Raw genomic sequence first — 15,660 nt, forward strand, 5'->3', positions numbered from 1 at the left:
TCGCCTTGATAGAGGACGTCACGCGCTCGGCGTGGCCGGCAAAACAACACGCCCTGACCGATCGCGATGATTCCGCTGGCACGCTTCTCCCGAAGCAGGTGCATGCGATTCGCTTGGTTAAGGAGGTGTCCCCCGTGTGGTGAAGCAGTGGAGCTAAACGCACATCAGTGAGTGGATACGTCTGGCGACGCACAACTCACAAATCTGGAATGCCGGACGAGGGAATGCCCGTTCTTGAGTACCGAACAGTCCATGGCCCCTCCTGCCAGAACCCCGATTTGACTCGAGTCTCGCGTAGCGCTGACAGCGTTGTCAACAGATCGTCACAGATCTCTGATGTGGCTGCGATTGCGCTGCAATGCAGCATTTACAGGGGGCGCGCTTCGTTCTGGCTGCAAGGTCTGCGCAATGCTCTTTGCGAGCGCGACTGCTACCATCGGCGCGTCCTATCGTAAACACGGCAGAAGCACCTGTTCGCTCTGAAGTTGTGCGGAAATCGCTGTTATTCATGCGGATTTTTGCCGAATTCTGCGTGGCGCCCCATTCCGGCCAAATCGCGCTTGCCACAGTTGCGTTACAGGACAATTGCTGACAACGTTGTCTACCCCGTTTGCCGTTCGTCGGACAACGGGTGACGACGCCAGCCGCCACAGATCAGGAGAATGCGTGAGCGCAAGCAGTCCAATGGAAGCGGTGGCCTTTCCGCGCCCCGAAACCTTCGTTGCCGCCGATGTGGGCGGGACGCACGTGCGCCTGGCGCTGGTATGCGAAAGCAATGACGCAGGCAGGCCGGTCACTGTGCTGGACTATCGCAAGTACCGCTGCGCCGAGTATCCGGGCCTTGCCGAGATCATGGCCGCATTCTTCGCCGAGGTCGGGTGCGCGCCGGTGCGCCGCGGCGTGATCGCCAGCGCCGGCTACGCATTGGAAGACGGCAGTGTGATCACCGCCAATTTGCCCTGGGTACTGGCGCCCGAGCAGATTCGCTGCCAGCTGGGCATGCAAGCCTTGCATCTGGTCAATGATTTCGAAGCAGTCGCCTATGCGGCCAACTACATGATCGGCAATCAGGTCATGCAGTTGTCCGGCCCCGCGCGAGGTGCCGCGGGCCCGGCGTTGGTGCTTGGTCCGGGGACCGGGCTGGGCGCGGCGCTGTGGATACCCAACGGCGCCCATCCGGTGGTGCTGCCGACCGAAGCCGGCCACGCGGCACTGGCACCTGCCAGCGATCTGGAAGTGGCCCTGCTGCAGGAACTGCGGCGCACCCGTACCCATGTGGGTACCGAGACGCTGTTGTCCGGCCCGGGCCTGTTGAATTTGTATACCGCGCTGGCCGCCTTGCGGGGCGACACCGCGGTGCACGCCAGCCCAGCCGATGTCACTGCCGCCGCATTGGCCGGCAACGATGCACTGGCGCACGACGCCTTGCAGGCATTCTGCGGGTTCATGGGGAGCGTGGTCGGCGACCTGATGCTGCTGTACGGTGTGCGCAGCGGCGTCTATCTGGCTGGCGGCTTCCTGCCGCAGATCGCCAGCTTTATTGCCGACAGCGATTTCGTCGCACGCCTGCTCGACAAGGGGGCGTTGCGTCCGGCGCTGGAACAGGTGCCGGTGAGCATCGTCGAGCACGGCCAGCTCGGCGTCATTGGTGCAGCCAGCTGGTTTCTGCAGCGCGGCCGCTGACGCCCGGATCGCGCTCATTTCGTAGGAGCGCCCTGGGGCGCGATGAGGCTCTACCAAGAGTGCTACATCGCCGCTAGGAGCGCTCCTGCGTGTCGTGCCGCTCGTCAGGGATGACCGCTTAGCGTCTGGCTCGCCCTGCACCACAACGATCTGTGCCCCATCAATCGCGATTTCCTTACAGATCCCCGAATCGCGACTGCAGCGCCGCGATGGCTGCGAGGCCGGCGGTTTCCGTGCGCAGGATGCGCGGCCCCAATTGCAGGCCAGTAAAGCCCGCATCGGCAAGCAGGGCGCGATCGCGTGGCGACCACCCACCTTCCGGCCCGATCGCCACGACGATGTGTTGCTGGACGCTCGATGCCAGCGTGCCCAGGCGATGCTCGCCCTGCGGGTCCAGGGTCAGCCGTAGCGCATGCGTATCGCTGGCCTGCGCTGCCTCTTGCAGGCCGAGCGGTGCGGCGACAGTGGGAATGCGGGCACGGCCAGACTGCTCGCAGGCCGACACCACCACGCTGCGCCAATGGGCAATGCGCTTTTCCGTGCGCGTCGCATCGAGCTTCACCTCGGTGCGCTCGGCAATCACCGGCACGATCGCTGCAACGCCCAATTCGGTGGCTTTCTGCAGGATCAGATCCATCTTCTCGCCGCGTGCGATGCCTTGCATCAAGGTGATCCGCAGCGGCGATTCGTTGGAGAGCGGCTCTACGCGCTCGACTAGCGCACGTGCGTCGCGCTTGCCCGCCACAGTGATGCGCGCGTGGTAATCGCTGCCGTCGCCGTTGAACAGGATGCAGGCATCGCCCTCGCGCAGCCGCAGTACCCGCAGCAGATGGTTGGCCGATTCTTCGGGTAGCGCCACTTCCTGGTCGCAGTGCAGCGGCAACGCGACATGCGAGCGGGTCAGGCGCATGCAACGGCCTCGGCGATGGCGTGGCGGGTGGTATCGGCCAACAACGCAAGTTGCGCCTCGTCCACGCAATACGGCGGCATCCAGTACAGCACGTCGCCGAGCGGGCGCAGTACCACACCTTTCTCTAGCGCCGCCCGATACGCCTTCAGGCCGACGCGTGCGGCAGGCGCAAACGGCGTGCGCTTGTCGCCGCCCTGGGTCAGCTCGAATGCCACGATCATGCCTGCCTGGCGCACGTCCGCCACGGCCGGGTGTTCGCCGATCTGCGCAGCGAGCTCACTCATGCGCGTGGCGATGGGTTGGTTACGCGCAACCACGTCGTCGTCAGCGAAGATCTTCAACGTCGCCAGCGCCGCCGCACATGCCAGCGGATTGCCGGTGTAGCTGTGCGAATGCAGGAACGCACGCTCGCGCGAATCGTCCAGAAAGGCGTCGTATAACTGCTGCGTGGCCAATACCGCCGACAGCGGCAGGAAGCCACCGGTCAGGCCCTTCGACAGGCACAGCAGATCGGGCATTACGCCGGCCTGTTCGCAGGCGAACAGGGTGCCGGTGCGGCCGAAGCCGACGGCGATTTCGTCGGCGATCAAGAACGCGCCATGGGCATCACATAGCTCGCGTGCGCGCCGCAGATACGCCGGGTGGTACATGCGCATGCCGCCCGCACACTGCACACGCGGCTCCAGAATCAGTGCGCAGATTTCGCCCGGCGATCGTTCGAACAACGCCTGCAGCGCATCGGCCGCCTGCAGTGCGTAGTCTTCGGCGCTCTGTCCGGGCGCGGCCAGATACGCATCGGGCGAGGGTGCGAACATCGACTCCAGCAAAAGCGGCGCATACACGCGCCGGTATAGCGGAATATCGCCAACCGACAGCGCGCCGATGGTTTCGCCGTGGTAACCGTTCTCCAGCGCAACGAAGCGTGTGCGCCGGTGTTCGCCACGATTGTGGAAGTAGTGGAAGGCCATCTTCAGCGCCACTTCCACGCCGGCCGATCCGTTGTCGGCATAGAACACCTTGGACAACGGCGCGCGCCCGGCCTGGCGTGGCGCGATTGCGAGGAGCTGCTCGGCCAGTTGCACGGCTGGCGTATGCGTGAAGCCGGCCAGCATCACCTGCTCCAGTTCGCCGGCCTGGCGCGCGATGGCTGCGCCGATGCGTGGTTCGGTATGGCCAAACAGGTTGGTCCACCAACTGCTGACCGCATCCAGATAGCGGCGGCCGTCGTGACCAACCAGCCACGCGCCTTCGCCGCGCGCGATTGGCACCAGCGGCAGTGTGTGCGGGTGCTCACGCATCTGCGTGCAGGGGTGCCACAACACAGCAAGATCGCGTTGCCGCCAATGTTCGGCAGTTTGTGCGGCTGCAGGGTCTGCTAGGATTTCGGGTTCATGGACATGTCGATGCATCTGCCTATTCTATCGGCCCGCTTTGCGGCTGCGTGCGACGCATGAGCTCGCGCCTGCCGACCATCCACAAGATCACCGATCTGGGCGACGGGCCGTTCCGTCGTCAGCAGCTGGATCTGGAATTTTCCAACGGGCAGCGCCGCATCTACGAACGTCAACTCAGCCAGGGCCACGGGGCCGTGGTGGTGGTGCCGATGCTCGATGCGCACACTGTGCTGCTGGTGCGCGAATATGCCGCCGGCGTACATCGCTACGAGTTGGGTCTGGTCAAGGGCCGCATCGATGCCGGCGAAACGCCCGAGCAAGCCGCCGACCGCGAGCTCAAGGAAGAAGCCGGCTACGGCGCGCGCCAGGTCCAGGTGCTGCGCGCGATGACGCTCGCTCCTACTTATATGAGTCACCAATCCTGGTTGGTGCTGGCACGCGACCTCTACCCCGAGCGCCTGGTCGGCGACGAGCCGGAAGAGATGGACGTGGTGCCGTGGCCGATCGCACGCCTGGACGAATTGATGCTGCGCGAAGATTTCTCCGAAGGCCGCTCGCTGGCCGCCCTGTTCATTGCGCGCGAGTGGCTGGAGCGCAACCCATGATCCGCATCCCGATGGAACTGCGCGAAACCGTGATCGCCATCGCGCGCGATGCCGGCGCCGCAATCATGGAGGTCTACGCGCAGGACTTCGCGGTGGAGATCAAGGACGACGCCAGCCCGCTGACCCAGGCCGACCTGGCTGCCAACCGCGTCATCGTCGAAGGCCTGCGCCGGGTCACGCCGGATGTCCCGGTGCTCTCGGAAGAATCCGCGCACGTGGCCTGGGAAGAACGCCAGTACTGGACCAGCTACTGGCTGGTCGATCCGCTCGATGGCACCCGCGAGTTCGTCAAGCGCAATGGCGAGTTCAGCGTCAACATCGCACTCATCCATATGGGTGCGCCGGTGCTCGGGGTGGTGCAGGCACCGGTCGACGGGCGGGTGTGGTATGCCGCGCGCGGCGAGAACGCATTCCGCCGCGATGGCGACCGCGACGAGATGCTGCACACGCGCACCCCTGCGGCCACGCCGTTGCGGGTCGCTGCCAGCCGCTCGCACCGCGACGCGCGCACCGCCGCCGCGCTGGAGCGCATGGGCGAGATCGACGTGGTTGCGCAAGGTTCGTCCTTGAAATTCTGCCGCATCGCCGAAGGCAGCCTGGACGTGTATCCACGCTTCGGCCCCACCTCCGAGTGGGACACCGCCGCCGGCCAGTGCGTGCTGCATGCCGCCGGTGGCATGTTGCTGGCCGGCGCCAGCGGCAAACCGTTCCGCTACAACCGCCGCGACACCTTGCTCAACGGCGACTTCATCGCACTCGGCGATCCCAATCTGCCCTGGCGCGATTGGCTGGCGTGAGCGGCGTGCGCGAACGGCGCGCCGCCGTCGCGACGGCGTGGCTGGGCAAGGTCCTGACGAACTGAAAGGTACACTGCGTACCCGCACGCGGTAGCGCGCTGTTGCAGTGTGCGATGGCCGTCTACGTCGCGTGCGACATGCCGCCGCTAGAGCACGCATTCTTAAAGGTTCCAGGAACACACGATGTCTCAGACCCCGCCCACCGGCGACATTCAGCAACTGCTGCAGTTGATGTGGCGCCTGCGCGATCGCGAACACGGCTGCCCCTGGGATGTGCAGCAGACCTTTGCCAGCATCGCGCCGTACACCATCGAAGAAGCCTACGAAGTGGCCGATGCGATCGACCGCAACGACTTGGCTGGCTTGCGCGACGAGTTGGGCGACCTGTTGCTGCAGGTGGTCTTTCATTCGCAAATGGCGGCCGAGCAGGGGGCGTTCGGCTTCGCCGACGTAGTCGCCACGCTCAGCGACAAACTGGTGCGTCGCCACCCGCATGTGTTCGCTGCGCAACAGGCGCCCGATGCACAGGCGGTGAGCGCCAACTGGGAGCAGATCAAGCGCGAAGAACGTCGCGCTGCCGGCAACCAGGACGACTGCGCACTCGCCGGCATCGCACGCGGACTGCCCGAATGGCAGCGCTCCACCAAACTGCAGTCGCGTGCGGCACGAGTCGGTTTCGATTGGCCCGGCCCGATGCCGGTGCTGAAAAAACTGCAGGAAGAAATCGAAGAACTGCGTGTGGAATTCGCACGTGGCCCGGTGGCCGACAACCAGGCCCGGCTGGAAGACGAACTGGGCGATGTGTTGTTCGTCTGCGCCAATCTGGCCCGGCATGCCAAGGTCGATGTTGGCGCCGCGCTGCGGCACGCCAACCTCAAATTCGAACGTCGCTTCCGTGCGATGGAAGCGCAGGCACATGCGGCCGGCACCGCGTTGAACGCGTTGTCGCTGAGCGAGCAGGAAGCATTGTGGCAACAGGTCAAGCGTGGCGAGCGCAGTAGCGCTATGCCGGCTAGCGACAGTCCGGCCATCGCCGGTTCCGCGAGCGATGCACCGGCCTCGCACACGCCGGTTCCCGTCGCACCTTCCGTGCACAACCCTGGCTCCAGTAACCCGGTAGTTGTCGGGCAAGCTGCCCACAGCGCAGACGGGAAGCAATCCGGCCTCGACAGCTCGGACTGCGACACGCCACGTCGAGCATGAACATCGCGCCGGCCACGCTGCTGCTGTTCGCCGCCACGGCGCTCGCCGAGCTGGTCGGTTGCTACCTTCCTTATCTATGGCTGCGCAAAGGTGGCAGCGTGTGGCTGCTTCTGCCCACCGCGCTGAGCCTTGCCATCTTCGTGTGGTTGTTGAGCTTGCATCCAGAAGCGAGCGGTCGCGTGTATGCGGCCTATGGCGGCGTCTATATCGCCAGCGCGCTGCTGTGGTTGTGGTGGGTGGATCGCGTGACGCCGACACGCTGGGATCTGTTCGGCGCCGCCTGTTGCCTGTTCGGCATGGCGATCATCATGTTCGCACCACGTAGCGCCTGACTGCACTCGCGCAAACGCGCGCACGTTGCCGGTGTTGCCACAGCCGCCGCTGGCAGCAACTGCGCCTGTCATGCAGGTGGCTGGCAATAGCACCGCGAGCGCTGAGGCATACTCCGGCAAGGATAGATCCACTACGCGCTAGGGGCTGCATAAGTTTCCGACGTCATTTCTCGCCATCGTCGTGCTGGTTGCAGGCGTCATTGTCTTGTTCAAGACCGTCCGCATGGTGCCGCAAGGCTACCAGTGGACGGTAGAGCGCTTCGGCCGCTACACCCACACCATGAGCCCAGGGCTGTACTTTCTGGTGCCGGTGGTCTACGGCGTGGGCCGCAAGATCAACATGATGGAACAGGTGCTGGATGTGCCCAGCCAGGACGTGATCACCAAGGACAACGCGGTGGTGCGCGTGGACGGGGTGGTGTTCTTCCAGGTGCTGGATGCCGCCAATGCCGCGTATGAAGTGTCCAATCTGGAAATAGCTTCGATTGCGCTGGTGCAGACCAATATTCGCACCGTGATCGGTTCGATGGATCTGGACGAATCGCTCAGCCAGCGCGAAACCATCAATGCGCAGTTGCTCAGCGTGGTCGATCAGGCCACCAACCCGTGGGGCATCAAGGTCACCCGCATCGAGATTCGCGACATCCAGCCGCCACGCGACCTGATCGACTCGATGGCGCGGCAGATGAAGGCCGAGCGCGAAAAGCGTGCGCAGATCCTCGAAGCGGAAGGTTCGCGTCAATCGGAAATCCTGCGCGCCGATGGCGAGAAGCAGGCCGCCGTGCTTGAGGCCGAAGGCCGCAAGGAAGCCGCCTTTCGCGATGCCGAAGCGCGCGAACGTCTGGCCGAGGCCGAGGCACGCGCCACCCAGGTGGTGTCCGATGCGATCGCCAACGGAAGCGTGCAGGCAATCAATTATTTCGTCGCACAGAAGTATGTGGAAGCGTTCAAGGCGCTGGCCACCGCGCCCAACCAGAAGTTCGTGCTGATGCCGATGGAGTCCAGTGGCATCATCGGCTCGATCGCCGGTATCGCCGAGTTGGCCAAGGAAGCGATCGGCAAGCCCGACGCACCTGCCGTGCGCGTGCCGCCGATACCACCGCGCGCAGGAGGCTGAGCCATGCGCTGGGATCTGGCGGTCTGGGCAGTGCTGGCGCTGTTGCTGATTGCGGCCGAGACCTTGGTGCCGGGTGCCTTCCTGTTGTGGATGGGGATCGCTGCCGCAGCGGTGTGCGTGTTGGTGCTGGTGTTGCCGGACATCGCGTTGCTGGTGCAGATCGTGGCCTTCGTGGTGCTCAGCTTCGTTTCGGTGCAGGTGTATCGCACCTGGTTTCGCGGCACGGGCCGCCAGAGCGATCGCCCGTTGCTCAATCGACGCGCTGAGCAGCTGATCGGCCGTCGCGTGCTGCTCGATCAGGCCATCCACGGTGGTCGCGGGCGCGCCAAGGTCGATGATGCGTTCTGGGTGGTCGCAGGTCCGGATCTGCCGGCCGGCACGCCGGTGCGCATCGTCGGTGTCGATGGCATGACCTTGCTGGTGCAGCCGGCCAGTTGATGGGCGCAGGCAGGGCGCGCGCTGCGCTGCCCAGGTACGCATTGTTGCAGCGCGGCGTAGCAGCGCGCTGCGTCGATGTCCTCGAATCAGCGCAACCGCGCTGCTGCGCGCACGCCGTTCCCCCAAGCGCGGCAGGACGGCGATAATGGGCGTCTTTCCTTGGACCGGCGCTCATGACCCAGAAGACCATCCTCAACGACACCCATCGTGCGCTCGGCGCCAAGATGGTCGACTTCGGCGGTTGGGACATGCCGATCCACTACGGCTCGCAGCTGGATGAGCACCACCAGGTGCGGCGCGACGCCGGCATGTTCGACGTCAGCCACATGACCGTGGTCGACCTGCAGGGGGCGCGCGTGCGCGAGTTCCTGCGCTACCTGCTCGCCAACTCCGTGGACAAGCTCAAGGTCTCCGGCAAAGCGCTGTACACCTGCATGCTCAATCCGCAGGGCGGGGTGATCGACGACCTCATCGTCTATTACATGAGCGACGACTTCTTCCGATTGGTGGTCAACGCCGCCACCCGCGAAAAGGATCTGCAGTGGATCGGCGAGCAGGCCGCCCGCTTCGACGTGCGCGTGGAAGAGCGCAGCGACTTCGCGATGATCGCCGTGCAAGGCCCCAACGCACGCGCCAAGGTCATCGACCTGCTGGAGCCGGCCCATACCGCAGCGGCGAGCAAGCTCGGCCGTTTCGCCGCGCTGCAGACGCGTTCGCGTGACGGCATCGACCTGTTTGTTGCGCGCACCGGCTACACCGGCGAAGACGGTTTCGAAATCGTATTGCCGCAGGACGCCGCCGTCGCGTTCTGGAATGCATTGCTCGCGCAGGGCGTCAAGCCGGCAGGTCTGGGCGCACGCGACACCTTGCGCCTGGAAGCGGGCATGAATCTTTACGGCCAGGACATGGACGATGCCGTCACCCCGTACGAGGCCGCGCTGGCCTGGACGATTGCCCTGGACGAAGGTCGCGACTTCATCGGTCGCAGTGTGCTCGAGTCGCAAAAGGCGCAGGGTGCACCGCGTCAGCTGATCGGTGTCGTCATGGACGAGAAGGGCGTGCTGCGGCATGGCCAGACCGTGCTCACCGCCAGTGGCGAAGGCGAGATTCTGTCGGGCACATTCTCGCCGACGCTCGGCAAGGCGATCGCCTTCGCGCGCGTACCGGCCGGCAGCATCGCGCAGCTGCGCGTGGACATCCGTGGCAAGCAGGTACCGTTGCGCGCGGTGAAGTTTCCGTTCGTGCGCGATGGTCAGGCGCAGCCCGGCGTACTCGGCGACTGAATTGTGCGGCGCCGTCCATTCCGCGCACGATGCTGCTTCCGCGTCCGCATCACCCCACCACACCCGCGTGCACCTGTCTTGTCGCGCGGTCTAAACTAGCCACCTATCCCCAACCCTCATCTTTCCCGGAGCACACCCATGAGCGAGATCCCAGGCGACCTCAAGTTCCTCAAATCCCACGAGTGGGCCCGCGTCGAAAGCAACGGCCGCGTGACCGTCGGTATTTCCGACCACGCGCAGGGCTTGCTGGGTGACCTGGTTTACGTCGAACTGCCGGGTGTCGGCGACACCGTGCAGGTCGGCAACGGCGCTGCGGTGGTGGAGTCGGTCAAGGCTGCCTCCGACGTCTACAGCCCGGTCAGCGGCACCGTCGTCGAGGTCAACAGCGCGTTGAGCGACAAGCCGGAAACCATCAACGAAGACGCCTATGGCGAAGGCTGGATCTTCGTCGTCGAGATCGACGACAAGGAGCAGCTCAACGACCTGCTGGACCCGGACGACTACGCCGAGCTGCTGGAAGACGACGAGCACTGATCTGGTTTCGTTGCCGCCAGCATCCGATGGCCGCTCTCAGAGCGGCCATTTTTTTTGGCGCGCTGTCGCCAGCGACGCGCGATCTCGGCGCGGCAATGCCACGCGCGCCGGCAGTGCGGTCTGAGATAAGGGCGCCTCGGTTGGTCTGTCGACGGCGATGCGGCTGGTCGCAAGTCGACGCGGTGCGCGAGTCGGCGGCAACGCTCGAACTTGCATCCAGTGCTCGCCCATCTGCACACGCGCCGGATTTCTGACGTGAGTCGTTCGTGAGGGTCTGGGGTGCACTCGATGAAAAATTTTCCGCGGTGTTGGCCGTCGCGATCCTCCGACGATGCATGCGATGCATGCCGCAGTCGGTGCGCGCGGACGCATGCATGGCGATCTAAGCACGCAATAAGTTTGCGCATTTCTGCTCATGCGACGTCGGAAGTGCGACCGGTGGGAAAAAAATTTTCAGCTGGCGGACAGGCGGCAAGCAGTGCCTCCGCACCGGCTTCGCTACCGTGCCGTTGAAGCGCTCAAGCGATTGCAAAAGTGCGCTGCTGAAAAAAAACAGCGGAAAAGAAGTGCTTTTTTGAAAACACTGTTGGGCGAACAGGCTTCTAGGTCGGGTGCGTACGCCGGCGTGCACGGTGTTTCGCTGCCTGGGATGCGGCACGCGGCGATGCTTGGCTAAAAAAAAAATGCAAAAGAGTGTTGACAGTAAAAAAAAGCGTGATTAGGTTTCGCCCAGCAGACATTGCTGCTGAAGAGAGTGAGCAAAATCGACATCGCGCCGACAAGCTTGTTCCGGATGTCCACCGAAGCGCCAACCACGGTGGAGTCGGGTCCGCTTCTCTCCAAGAAAGCAGTTGTCGTTCCGACTACGCACCCGTGTCGCCGCTCGATGCGGGTGTTTCTGTATCCGTTCCGTCGCGCATTACCTGCGGACGGTTCCCGACAACGGCATGCCGTCGTCGGGTTTGGTTCAACTGGGCGTTTCAACTCCATAGTTCACTGACGAGGAGCCAATTACATGGCCACTGCAAAAGCTGCGAAAAAGAAACCCACCGCCAAAAAGGCAGTGAAAAAGACTGCCGCCAAGAAGGCCGTCAAGAAGGTCGCCAAAAAGGCAACCGCTAAGAAGGCAGTGAAGAAGACTGCTGCCAAGAAGGCCGTCAAGAAGACTGCAAAGAAGGCAACCGCCAAGAAGGCAGTGAAGAAGACTGCAAAGAAGGCAACCAAGAAGGCTGCCGCCAAGAAGGCAGTGAAGAAGACCGCAAAGAAGGCGACCAAGAAGACTGCCGCCAAGAAGGCAGTGAAGAAGACCGCCAAGAAAGCCGTCAAGAAGACCGCCAAAAAGGCAGTCGCGAAGAAGGCGACCAAGAAGTCCGCCACCAAGAAGACCGCTGCCAAGAAGCCGGTCGTAAAGAAGGTCGCCAAGAAGAAGCCGGCCGTTCGCAAGAAGAAGGCCGCTCCGGTCGCGCTGCCCGCAACCCCGGCACCGCTGATCTGAATCTTGTAACACCCGATCGCCGTAAACATCGAGCTCTCTCCCCGACGCCCAGCGGGGAGGGAGCTTTTTTATGTGCCTGGCACTGGCGTGGTCAGCGCGGCGCGTGGCGTTGCTAGCCGGCAGGTGGCGCAGGTTCCGCCATCTGAGCGACGTCGCTCGTTCCACGTTCTCGGCACTGTGTCGCCAGTGGCATGCCGACCGGCAGCGTGGATGCTGCCGCGCGATCGTTTGACCCTGCCGACCAAATTCCGACAGTTTTGCCGATGCCTTGGCGGGGCGGGGCGGGGCGGCACGATGCGAGAAGACGGCGCGATGCAAAGCGCGATCGCTCGGTGCAGGCCCGCTTTGATGGAGGGCCGGCACTGCATCAGGTCGGAGGATAGAGGCCGTGCGGCGGACCAGGCTGAGAGACCTTAGCGCTGACGGTTAGAGTTTCTACTTTGGCGTGTCGAACAGGTCCGCTCAATCGTAGGACTCCTGGCAACGGGTTGCTTGCGGCGTCCAAAGAGCCCGAACGTGTTGATCATCCACAGGCTTGCGCTCCCGCGCCCAGCAGGTATGCCTTCCGCGAGCCGACCGCCGCGCATCGGGACATGCAGAAACAACAAAGGCGGCCGAAGCCGCCTCTGCCTGCAGTCACCGACGCGACGTCAGTGCAGCACTTCCACTCAGCGCGGTGATGCCACCGACTTGCCGGAAGACGCGCCCTTGCCAGCCGGGTCGGGCTTCTCTGCCAGCATGTTCTCGCTGCCGAAGTCGCCGTCCACATCGATGTCCAACCAACGCTTCGCCGGCAGGCCGAGTGCGCGGTCCAGGATGGTCGGCAGCATGCCCGAGGGCAGACCACTTTCGCCGTTCCAGAGGATCGCAATTCCCAGATCGCGTTCTGGCAGCAGCGCAACCAGGCCGCGGTAGCCCTGCACCGCACCAGCATGGAACACCACTTGATGGCCAGCGTAATCGAACACACGCCAGCCCAGCGCGTAGCTCGCTGCATCCACGCGCTCGTGGCGCCAGCCGGAACGCATTTCGCCCGGCGTGGAGATCAACGGCGCGTGCAGCGTTGCCAGCAGCGGCGCAGGTAGCACGTCGGTGCGATGACCGGTGTGTGCGAGCAGCCACTGCGCCATATCGCTGGCGCTGGCGTTCACGCCCGCAGCGGGGGCCAGACGGTAGTAAGTGGGCTTGGGCGTCAGCGACACCCAGCCATTGCGGCTGCGCACGTGTGGGCGTGCCCAGTGCGGACTGGCCTGGATGCCGGCCAGACCCATGCTGGCATCGTTCATGCCCAGCGGCTTGAAAATGCGGCGTTCCACCGATTGCTCGTAGAAACTGCCCGATGCGGCGAATACCACATCGCCCACCAGGCTGAAGGCCACGTTCTGATACGCGTAGCAATCGCCCGGTGTGCAGCGCAGCGGCGCGGCCGCCAGCTTGTGGCTGAGCGAGTAGTAGTCGACGTTGGATTCGATATCGCGGTCGTAGGCATTACGAGTAAGGCCGACGCGATGGCTGAGCACTTCGGCAACGGTGAGCTGGCGGGTCGCGGTGCTATCGCTGAGCTGGAAGCCCGGCACGTAGTCGACTACCTTGCTGTCCCAGCGCAGCACGCCATCGTTGACCAGCAGGCCGGCCATGGTGCCGGCGAAGGCTTTGGACAGCGAAGCCAACCGAAACACGGTGTGGCCATCGACCGGCTGCGGATGATTGACGTCGGTGACGCCATAGCCGCGCGCGCTGAGCACCTTGCCGCCCTGCACGATGGCCATCGCCATGCCGGGCACGCGGTTGCCATAGGTCAACTGGTCGGCCATCGATTCAAATGCCGCCACGTCGAAGCCGGCAGCAGGTGCCAACACGTGGTTGGCCGGCAGCGAGGTGCGATAGGGCAACGGTGCGGTGGGCGACTGCGCAACGGTGGCCGGCTGCAGCGCAGCGGCGGTAGGCGCGGGTGTCTGCGCGGTGGAAGAGAGGGCCAGAGGCAATAACGCCCCGAACAGCCCGATGGCCAACGGTCGGAACCGTCGGCGCGTGCGCATTTCTGTCATGGTTGTCCCGCCTGTTCCACTGCCTCCGGCGATTCTAGCGCCGCGCTTTGCAATAGCACAAACTGCCGGAAGATGAATGGGCATCATATTGATCCTATTGATGATTTCAAGTTCAGAAATCGAGCATTCGACGGGGGCGCGGCATCGCTTTCCGTTGCTGCTGTTCACGGTGCAAGCGGCGTGCCTGGGCAGGGTGCATCTGGCTCGCAACGTGCTGGGCTTGCGCGCTGGTGGTGCTGCGCCGCATCGGCTAACTTGCGCGCTTGTTTCGCGGGTGCTGCCGCTGCCATGTCCTTGCCGTCGGGCCCGCTTGTGCGGGCGGCCGTTACACGATGACTCATTCCTCGACGCCGCAATCTGCGGCTGGCCGTTTCAGCGCGGCGCTGCGAAGCTCGCCGCCCTTGGCGTGGTCGTTTCTCTATTTTTTCTGCCTGCTCAGCGGTTACTACGTGTTGCGCCCGGTGCGCGAAGCGATGAGCGCCTCGGCCGATGTGGAAGCCATCTTCCCGACCGGCATGATTGCGTTCTTCTCCGCGCACGGCATGCCGCTCAAGGACTTCACGCTGCAGGTGCTGTTTACCTGTGCTTTCCTGATCATGGTGCTGCTGCAGCCGGTTTACGGCGCGCTGGTCAGCCGCTATCCGCGGCGGGTGTTCCTGCCGACGGTGTATGGCTTTTTCATCGCGACCCTGCTGCTGTTCTACGTATTGTTCGACACGGGTGTGCCGGGCCGCGGCATGGCGTTTTTCTTGTGGGTGACCGTCTTCAACTTGTTTGCGGTGGCGGTGTTCTGGAGCTTCATGGCCGACGTCTTCAGCAATGCCCAAGCGCGTCGCTATTACGGGTATATCGGTGCGGCCGGCACCTTGGGCGCGTTTCTCGGGCCGATCCTCACCCGCACACTGGTTGAACGCATCGGCATTGCACATCTGATGTTGGTGTCGGCCGGATTCTTGGCCGTGTGCGTGGTCTGCGTACTGCGTTTGCGGCTGTGGGCGGTTGCGCACGAACAGGAGCGCCAGTTGAGCTCCGGCGAAGTGCCGATGGGCGGCGATGTGCTCGGAGGCCTGAAACTCATCATGCGCGAGCCGCTGTTGCGCTGGCTGGCCTTCATGGTGTTGTTCGGCGTGGGCGTCGGCACCTTGCTCTACAACGAGCAGGCAGCGCTGGTGCGGCGGCTTTACACAGACGCAGCGGCGGCCACCGCCTATTACTCCAGCATCGACCTGGCGATCAATGCACTGGCGCTGGTACTGCAATTGCTGGTGACGCGTGCGCTGCTATCGCGCTTCGGCATCGCGCCGGCGTTGGTGATCCCGGGTGTGGCGATCATGCTGGGCTATGCGGTTTTGGCGGCGTCGCCATTGCCGATGATGATTGCGATCGTGCAGGTGATTACCCGCTCCAGCGAATTCGCACTTGCAAAGCCCGCACGCGAGACGCTATACACGCGGGTGGATCGCGAGTGGCGCTACAAGGCCGGTGCGGCGATCGACACGGTGGTCTATCGCGGTGGCGATCTCACCTTTGTCTGGGTCCACAAGCTGGTGTCTGCGTTCGGTTCCAGCGCGGTGTTCGGCATCGGGCTGCTCGTGGCGACCGGCATGACGGTTGGCGCGTTCGGCCTGTTGCGCGAAGCACGCAAGCTACCTGCCGAGCGCGATGTGGGGACGGGGAAACGTGTTTCCGAATGAGCGCGGCCATGGCAACCGGCGGCAGGCGTTTGTCGGAACATGGACGCTACCCGCGTAGCGTGGTGGTAACGGCGCCCTGCCAGCTGCCCTGAACAGGTGCATGTCATACAGGGAAGATGCGTGTCCG

General features: G+C 64.0%; 14 protein-coding genes. 10 read left to right on the plus strand and 4 right to left on the minus strand.

Features of this window, described 5'->3' with window-relative positions:
• The first annotated feature begins 666 nt into the window (after nucleotides 1-666).
• A complete protein-coding gene (locus M0D43_RS17505) occupies nucleotides 667-1,683 on the plus strand; it encodes a glucokinase family protein (RefSeq protein WP_260807410.1) in 1,017 nt (338 codons plus the stop codon).
• Between the two features lie 175 nt (nucleotides 1,684-1,858).
• Here M0D43_RS17505 and M0D43_RS17510 read toward each other — a convergent pair whose 3' ends face one another.
• Together M0D43_RS17510 and bioA are read right to left on the minus strand one after the other, a co-directional pair.
• Nucleotides 1,859-2,593: a 16S rRNA (uracil(1498)-N(3))-methyltransferase gene (locus M0D43_RS17510; RefSeq protein WP_252162385.1), complete on the minus strand. Its 735-nt coding sequence runs from the start codon at nucleotides 2,591-2,593 to the stop codon at nucleotides 1,859-1,861.
• Nucleotides 2,584-4,002, minus strand: coding sequence for an adenosylmethionine--8-amino-7-oxononanoate transaminase (gene bioA / locus M0D43_RS17515; RefSeq protein WP_252162386.1), 1,419 nt, complete (start codon nucleotides 4,000-4,002; stop codon nucleotides 2,584-2,586). Before bioA ends, M0D43_RS17510 begins: the two co-directional genes overlap by 10 nt.
• Nucleotides 4,003-4,043: 41 nt before the next feature.
• Between bioA and nudE the strand changes: the two genes are divergently transcribed.
• The 8 genes from nudE to gcvH all read left to right on the plus strand — a co-directional run bounded on the left by nudE (nucleotide 4,044) and on the right by gcvH (nucleotide 10,296).
• Nucleotides 4,044-4,592: an ADP compounds hydrolase NudE gene (gene nudE / locus M0D43_RS17520; protein WP_162300922.1), complete on the plus strand. Its 549-nt coding sequence runs from the start codon at nucleotides 4,044-4,046 to the stop codon at nucleotides 4,590-4,592.
• Complete coding sequence (gene cysQ / locus M0D43_RS17525; protein WP_252162387.1) at nucleotides 4,589-5,389, plus strand: 3'(2'),5'-bisphosphate nucleotidase CysQ; 801 nt, start codon at nucleotides 4,589-4,591, stop codon at nucleotides 5,387-5,389. The genes nudE and cysQ overlap by 4 nt, the downstream gene beginning before the upstream one ends.
• A gap of 183 nt (nucleotides 5,390-5,572) precedes the next feature.
• Nucleotides 5,573-6,592, plus strand: a complete 1,020-nt coding sequence (gene mazG, locus M0D43_RS17530) for a nucleoside triphosphate pyrophosphohydrolase (protein ID WP_252162388.1) — start codon at nucleotides 5,573-5,575, stop codon at nucleotides 6,590-6,592.
• A complete protein-coding gene (locus tag M0D43_RS17535; RefSeq protein WP_252162389.1) occupies nucleotides 6,589-6,924 on the plus strand; it encodes a YnfA family protein in 336 nt (111 codons plus the stop codon). Before mazG ends, M0D43_RS17535 begins: the two co-directional genes overlap by 4 nt.
• Nucleotides 6,925-7,069: 145 nt before the next feature.
• Entirely contained in the window at nucleotides 7,070-8,041 is a 972-nt protein-coding gene (locus tag M0D43_RS17540) for an SPFH domain-containing protein (protein ID WP_252165115.1), read from the plus strand.
• A gap of 3 nt (nucleotides 8,042-8,044) precedes the next feature.
• A complete protein-coding gene (locus M0D43_RS17545; RefSeq protein ID WP_101361734.1) occupies nucleotides 8,045-8,479 on the plus strand; it encodes an NfeD family protein in 435 nt (144 codons plus the stop codon).
• Nucleotides 8,480-8,652: 173 nt separating this feature from the next.
• Nucleotides 8,653-9,762 carry a glycine cleavage system aminomethyltransferase GcvT gene (gene gcvT, locus M0D43_RS17550; RefSeq protein ID WP_252162390.1) on the plus strand — a complete coding sequence of 370 codons (1,110 nt, stop codon included), beginning with the start codon at nucleotides 8,653-8,655 and terminating at the stop codon, nucleotides 9,760-9,762.
• 138 nt (nucleotides 9,763-9,900) lie between these two features.
• Nucleotides 9,901-10,296, plus strand: coding sequence for a glycine cleavage system protein GcvH (gene gcvH / locus M0D43_RS17555; RefSeq protein ID WP_024710861.1), 396 nt, complete (start codon nucleotides 9,901-9,903; stop codon nucleotides 10,294-10,296).
• Between the two features lie 1,011 nt (nucleotides 10,297-11,307).
• Here the strand turns inward: gcvH and M0D43_RS17560 are convergent.
• Both M0D43_RS17560 and M0D43_RS17565 read right to left on the minus strand, forming a co-directional pair.
• Nucleotides 11,308-11,739: a hypothetical protein gene (locus M0D43_RS17560; protein WP_260808288.1), complete on the minus strand. Its 432-nt coding sequence runs from the start codon at nucleotides 11,737-11,739 to the stop codon at nucleotides 11,308-11,310.
• A gap of 720 nt (nucleotides 11,740-12,459) precedes the next feature.
• The gene (locus M0D43_RS17565; protein ID WP_484636990.1) at nucleotides 12,460-13,839 is read right to left on the minus strand and encodes a serine hydrolase domain-containing protein; all 1,380 of its coding nucleotides are present in this window, start codon (nucleotides 13,837-13,839) and stop codon (nucleotides 12,460-12,462) included.
• A 332-nt stretch (nucleotides 13,840-14,171) separates the two neighbouring features.
• Here M0D43_RS17565 and M0D43_RS17570 point away from each other — a divergent pair, with 332 nt between their 5' ends.
• Entirely contained in the window at nucleotides 14,172-15,533 is a 1,362-nt protein-coding gene (locus M0D43_RS17570) for an NTP/NDP exchange transporter (RefSeq protein WP_252162391.1), read from the plus strand.
• Nucleotides 15,534-15,660: the final 127 nt, after the last annotated feature.

Origin of the sequence: Xanthomonas prunicola (assembly GCF_025266575.1) — a bacterium.
GTDB lineage: Bacteria > Pseudomonadota > Gammaproteobacteria > Xanthomonadales > Xanthomonadaceae > Xanthomonas > Xanthomonas prunicola.

What these genes read in the sequence shown, in the direction of transcription:
- M0D43_RS17510 (WP_252162385.1), bottom strand. Translation starts at nt 2,593, where the DNA reads ATGCGCCTGACCCGCTCGCATGTCGCGTTGCCGCTGCACTGCGACCAG.
- bioA (WP_252162386.1), bottom strand. Translation starts at nt 4,002, where the DNA reads ATGCATCGACATGTCCATGAACCCGAAATCCTAGCAGACCCTGCAGCC.
- nudE (WP_162300922.1), top strand. Translation starts at nt 4,044, where the DNA reads ATGAGCTCGCGCCTGCCGACCATCCACAAGATCACCGATCTGGGCGAC.
- cysQ (WP_252162387.1), top strand. Translation starts at nt 4,589, where the DNA reads ATGATCCGCATCCCGATGGAACTGCGCGAAACCGTGATCGCCATCGCG.
- mazG (WP_252162388.1), top strand. Translation starts at nt 5,573, where the DNA reads ATGTCTCAGACCCCGCCCACCGGCGACATTCAGCAACTGCTGCAGTTG.
- M0D43_RS17535 (WP_252162389.1), top strand. Translation starts at nt 6,589, where the DNA reads ATGAACATCGCGCCGGCCACGCTGCTGCTGTTCGCCGCCACGGCGCTC.
- M0D43_RS17545 (WP_101361734.1), top strand. Translation starts at nt 8,045, where the DNA reads ATGCGCTGGGATCTGGCGGTCTGGGCAGTGCTGGCGCTGTTGCTGATT.
- gcvT (WP_252162390.1), top strand. Translation starts at nt 8,653, where the DNA reads ATGACCCAGAAGACCATCCTCAACGACACCCATCGTGCGCTCGGCGCC.
- gcvH (WP_024710861.1), top strand. Translation starts at nt 9,901, where the DNA reads ATGAGCGAGATCCCAGGCGACCTCAAGTTCCTCAAATCCCACGAGTGG.
- M0D43_RS17565 (WP_484636990.1), bottom strand. Translation starts at nt 13,839, where the DNA reads ATGACAGAAATGCGCACGCGCCGACGGTTCCGACCGTTGGCCATCGGG.
- M0D43_RS17570 (WP_252162391.1), top strand. Translation starts at nt 14,172, where the DNA reads ATGACTCATTCCTCGACGCCGCAATCTGCGGCTGGCCGTTTCAGCGCG.